Annotated in this window: 4 protein-coding genes; 2 read left to right on the top strand and 2 right to left on the bottom strand. The window is 70.7% G+C overall.

All coding sequences use genetic code 11. The features are described from left to right. A partial coding sequence (locus tag Q1N79_RS17750) for a hypothetical protein (RefSeq protein WP_300610241.1) occupies positions 1-928 on the top strand: 928 nt, incomplete at its 5' end. 222 nt (positions 929-1,150) lie between these two features. Here Q1N79_RS17750 and Q1N79_RS17745 read toward each other — a convergent pair. Together Q1N79_RS17745 and argG are read right to left on the bottom strand one after the other, a co-directional pair. After that, the gene (locus tag Q1N79_RS17745; RefSeq protein WP_300610238.1) at positions 1,151-1,348 is read right to left on the bottom strand and encodes a hypothetical protein; all 198 of its coding nucleotides are present in this window, start codon (positions 1,346-1,348) and stop codon (positions 1,151-1,153) included. 647 nt (positions 1,349-1,995) lie between these two features. Further along, positions 1,996-3,462, bottom strand: a complete 1,467-nt coding sequence (argG, locus tag Q1N79_RS17740; RefSeq protein ID WP_300610236.1) for an argininosuccinate synthase — start codon at positions 3,460-3,462, stop codon at positions 1,996-1,998. A 402-nt stretch (positions 3,463-3,864) separates the two neighbouring features. On the opposite strand from argG, the gene Q1N79_RS17735 reads away from it, so the two are divergent. Beyond that, positions 3,865-4,863: an ABC transporter substrate-binding protein gene (locus Q1N79_RS17735; protein ID WP_300610233.1), complete on the top strand. Its 999-nt coding sequence runs from the start codon at positions 3,865-3,867 to the stop codon at positions 4,861-4,863. The last annotated feature ends 392 nt before the right edge of the window (positions 4,864-5,255 follow it).

The raw sequence follows: 5,255 nt of genomic DNA, 5'->3' as shown, positions 1-5,255 counted from the left end.
CATCGTCACCGCCCGCGCGTGGAGCCCGGCCGCGCCGCCGCCGGAGGAGCCGCTGGCCGACCGCTTCCTGCGGCTGGCCTGCCTGACTTACAGCGACGATGAGGCATCGGACCGTGCCACGGCCGCGCAGCTTCTGGCCGATCATCCCGAACTCCGCGGGGTTTCCCTGCCCGTCGCCGCCGCCTGCTCCGACGTGGCCCAGGTCCGCCGGTTCCTTGCTGGCGACGGCTCGCTGGCTGTGCGGCCGGGCGGCCCGCACGGCTGGTCGCCGCTGCTGTACCAGGCCTACGCCCGCCACGACCCGCAGGTCAGCCTGGACGCCACGCTGCAGACGGCGCGGCTGCTGCTTGAGGCGGGTGCCGACCCCAACGACGGCCAGCTGCTCTACAACCGGATGTTCGGCCCGCGCGACGATCACCTGGTCCTGCTCTTCGAGTTCGGCCTCGGCCGGGACGCCGACGGCCGCGGACCATGGCGCCGGCTGCTCGGCGACGCGCTCGAATCCCCGGCGGTGATGCTGGGCAACCTGCTGTGGTGGGCGGTGATCCACGACCAGCGCGCCCGGGTCGCGCTGCTTGCGGCCAACGGGGTGGACGTGGTCGCTGCGTTCACCGAGCTGCGCTACCAGCGACCCGCACCGCACCCCGGCCGAGGAGGCCCTGGTGAACGGCCACCGCGAGCTGGCCGCGCAGCTCGCGGCGCTCGGCGCCGGGCCGCCGCGCCTGTCCCCGGCGGACGCGTTCGTGGCCGCGGCGATGGCCGGCGATGCCGAGGCGGTGCGGCGCACCGACCCCGGTGTCATCGCCGCCGTCCGCGAGGCGCGGCCGGGCCTGGTCACCTGGGCCGCGACAAGCACCACAACTCCACCCCCGCAGGCCCGTGCCCGGCTTCGGGGTGTTCGCCGCGCTCGTCAGCACGAACGGAATGACTCCCGCCGCGACGACGATCGCGCACCCCACGGCAATCGCGGGCAGGCGACGGCGCCCGAGCCAGCTCGATTTACCGGTCCCTACTGCGGCTACCGGGCGGGTCACACCCGGCGCGTCCGCTACCACCTTGCCCGGAGCTGCCGTCGGCGGGGCCGGTTCGCGGGCCGCCGGTTCCACCCCGGCGGCTGCCTCGTCCGCGGGAAGCTCGGGCGGACCGATAGTCACGGTGCCCGCCGGGTCAGCCAGGGCGGCGGCTGCCTTCCCGTTCCCGGCTGCTTGCGGCGGGGGGACGCGTACCGATCGTCCGGGGTCTTGGCCATCCCCCTGGCCAGGACCTGGTCCGCGGCGCCCGGCAGGTCCGGGCGGCGCGCGGCCAGCGACGGCGGCGGGGCGGACAGGTGCGCCAGCAGCACGGCCATGCCGTGGTCCCGCTCGAACGGCGGCGTCCGGCAAGCAGCCGGAACGCGACGCAGGCCAGCGCGTACTGGTCGGTGCGCCCGTCCACGGCCACGCCGTTGACCTGCTCGGGCGCCGCGTAATCGGGCGTGCCAGGGAAGCCCTGCCCGGTCAGGCTCACCGACGTCATCGCGCCCTTGCTCGCCCGGCCACCGGGGAGATGAACTCCGGCGTCACGCGGCCGGGTGCAGGCGCATCCCCGCCGCCGGGCGCCCGCCGGCCGCCACCCGGCGATGCGATATGCCCGGTATGCCAGAATCCCGGAATCGGACATTCCGGACAGGCCAATTATCGGGAAACAAAATCCCGGTCAGGGGCGGCATTTCCCTTCCCGTTATCCCGGCCGGGCGCGCGGGAGGGGCTGGCGTGACGGACGGGAATGGGCCGAGACGGAGGCGATGAGCCAGGTGCAGGTGTCGTAGCAGGCCAAGAGCCACATGGCGGCTGCCATATTAGGCCGCAACCAGGAGTAAACCCGGCGAATCCTTAGCTACCCCACCTGGCTTTTTCTTTCTCCGCTGCGGTTGAGCGCTCCGGGATTTCAATTGCGGAATTGCGCGCGGGAAACCACCCCCCCGGCTGCCCCGCCTTCTGCCAGCGGTGCCCCGGGTCAGTCGGTGCCTGATTCCATCGCGGCGTGGTCGAGCAGTTCTTCGTCGCCGGGAACTTCCGCGCGGGAGGGCACCAGGCCGCGGGCGGCGATCGCCTTGGCCCCGCCCTCGGCCAGCGCGCCGATCAGCCCGGTCGAGGCTGCCTGCTCGGCGCCGATCAGCGCCGGTCGCGGGCTGCCGACCATGCCGAGCCTGGCGTACTGTTCGAGCTTGGCACGGGAGTCGGCGATGTCGAGGTTGCGCATGGTCAGCTGGCCGATGCGGTCGACCGGACCGAACGCCGCGTCCTCTGTCCGCTCCATGGAGAGCTTGCCGGGGTGGTAGCTGAACGCCGGCCCGGACGTGCCCAGGATGGAGTAGTCCTCACCGCGCCGCAGCCGCAGGGTCACCTCGCCGGTGACCGCCGTCCCGACCCAGCGCTGCAGGGATTCGCGCAGCATCAGCGCCTGCGGGTCCAGCCAGCGGCCTTCGTACAGCAGCCTGCCTAGCCGCCGGCCCTCGGCGTGATAGCTGGCCAGGGTGTCCTCGTTGTGGATGGCGTTGACCAGCCGCTCGTAGGCCGCGTGCAGCAGCGCCATCCCCGGCGCCTCGTAGATGCCCCGGCTCTTGGCTTCGATGATCCGGTTCTCGATCTGGTCGGACATGCCCATGCCGTGGCGGCCGCCGATCGTGTTGGCCTCGAGCACCAAGTCGACCGCGAAGTCGAACTCCTTGCCGTTGATCGTCACCGGCCGTCCCTGCTCGAAGCCGATCGTGACGTCCTCGGCGGCAATCTCCACGGCAGGATCCCAGAACCGCACGCCCATGATCGGCTCGACGATCTCCAGGCAGGCGTCGAGGTGCTCAAGTGCCTTGGCCTCGTGGGTCGCGCCCCAGATGTTCGCGTCGGTGGAGTAGGCCTTCTCGGTGCTGTCCCGGTAGGGCAGTCCGTGGGCGAGCAGCCACTCCGACATCTCCTTGCGGCCGCCGAGTTCCCCGACGAATTCGGCGTCCAGCCACGGCTTGTAGATCCGCAGGGACGGGTTGGCGAGCAGGCCGTACCGGTAGAACCGCTCGATGTCGTTGCCCTTGAAGGTGGAGCCGTCCCCCCAGATCTGCACGTCGTCCTCGAGCATCGCGCGCACGAGCAGCGTGCCCGCGACCGCCCGCCCAAGCGGCGTGGTGTTGAAGTAGCTGCGCCCGCCCGACCGGATGTGGAACGCGCCGCAGGCCAGCGCGGCGAGCCCCTCCTCCACCAGGGCCGTCCGGCAGTCGACCAGCCGGGCGACCTCCGCGCCGTACGACGCGGCGCGCGCGGGCACCGAGGCGATGCTGGGCTCGTCGTACTGCCCGATGTCGGCGGTGTACGTGCACGGAACCGCGCCCTTCTCGCGCATCCACGCGACCGCCACCGAGGTGTCGAGGCCGCCGGAGAAGGCGATCCCGACGCGTTCGCCGACAGGCAGGGAGGTGAGCACCTTGGACACGGCACAAGTATATGCACAACAATGCATAATCATGCAATCCGCGTACCGGCCCCGGCGCGGACCGCGCGCCCTGCAGCTCCCCGCAAGTGCGACTCTGCACACTCCATGACGATTTGCCGCCCGGAATGCCCGATTTGTCCATGCAAGAAGTGTGCAAAGAAAACGCCAGTGGCGGGTGTGACGCGCGGGATGGCCGCGGATGGCCGCGGATGGCCGCGGACGGCCGCAGGGCGGCCGCGGAACGGCCGCGGACGCGCCGGCTGGCGGATCGCGTCGCCAGGGCGCGGATCGCCGTCACAGGAGCAGCCGACGGTCAAAATCCGTCAGCTGACCGATGTCTTCGGCCGCAAGTTGCAGAACCATTTTCCGCGCAACCGGCACCGAGGAGAGGAAGGGACCCCGATGATCATGGCACGGCTGCGCCCCCTGGCGCCCGCTATCGCAATCGTCCTGCTCGCCGTCGCAGGGTGCGGGCGGGTTGTGATAATCGGCGGGAGTTCTGCGGGCGGGCTTGAGGAGACCCACCTGAACGTGGCCGTGGTACCGGCCGTCGACTCGGCGGGCTTTTTCGTCGCCCTGCATGAGGGGCTGTTCGCGAAGGAAGGGCTCGCCATCAACTACACGGCCGCCACAAGCAGCGACACGGTGATCGACCAGCAGGTGGCCGGCGAGTACGACATCACCGGTGGGAACTACGTCTCCTACATCCAGCACGTGGTGGACGACCACCAGCCGCTGCAGATCATCGCCGAGGGCTCGGTGATGCAGCAGGGCGACCAGGCGATCTACACGATGCCGGACTCGAAGATCAAGACGCTGGCGCAGCTGAAAGGCCACCTGGTCGGGATCAACGCCCCGGGCAACATCAACTACCTGCTCACCGCCGCCGTGCTCACCGAGAACGGGATCAGCGTGAAGAGCGTGCGGTTCCCGACGCAGCCGATCCCCTTCCCTGACATGGCCGGGGAACTGGCCGCGGGGAAGATCGCCGCGGCCGCGCTGCCCGAGCCGTTCGCCACCGCGGCGGAGGAGCAGTACGGCGCGGTCGAACTCGCCGACCTGGACCAGGGCGCCACGCAGAACTTCCCCGTCCTGGGCTACGTGGCCACCAAGTCCTGGGTGCAGCAGCACCCCAACACGCTCAAGGCGTTCCTCGCCGCGCTGGAACAGGGCCAGGAGATCGCCGATACGAGCAGGTCCGCGGTCGAGCAGGCCATGGAGTCCCTGGACGGCCCGCAGAACGGCCAGGTGCCGCCGGTCGTCGCGGCGGTGATGGCGCTGAACATCTACCCGATCGGCATCGACCAGGTCCGGCTGCAGCGGGTCCCCGACGTGATGCTGCAGTTCGGGCTGTTGCGCACGCCGTTCAACATCGGCCAGATGCTCGGCCCCCTGCCCTGACGGAGGAGGCTAAACGGAGGACGATAAGGGGGCTGGCGAGGATGCGGCGGCTGCCCGCCCCCCGCACGCTGACCGCGACCAGCATCGCCAGTCCCTGCCGCGACACGCGTGTCACCGGCAGCCGCAGGAACGCCGATGACGAGCGCAGCGGCGTGACGCCGGCGAGCAGCTTCACGCCGCCACTATAAAGACGCAGGAATCGCCGAAAGGCCCGGTAATGCCGCAGACTGGAACTGCCAGGAGCGGGAAACGCGTTTTCCCGGTAGCGTCCTGCCGGTTGCGAGAGGGGCGTTGCCGTGAAGGAATGGGCGGACAGCGCCGCACCCCCGCAGGCCCCCGCCACCGCTGAGGTCCGCAGCCGCCGCTCTTTTCATCCATTCCGAACGCGCGCG

This window comes from Trebonia sp. (genome assembly GCF_030042015.1).
GTDB lineage: Bacteria > Actinomycetota > Actinomycetes > Streptosporangiales > Streptosporangiaceae > Trebonia.
This window is presented reverse-complemented; position numbering and strand designations above follow the sequence as displayed.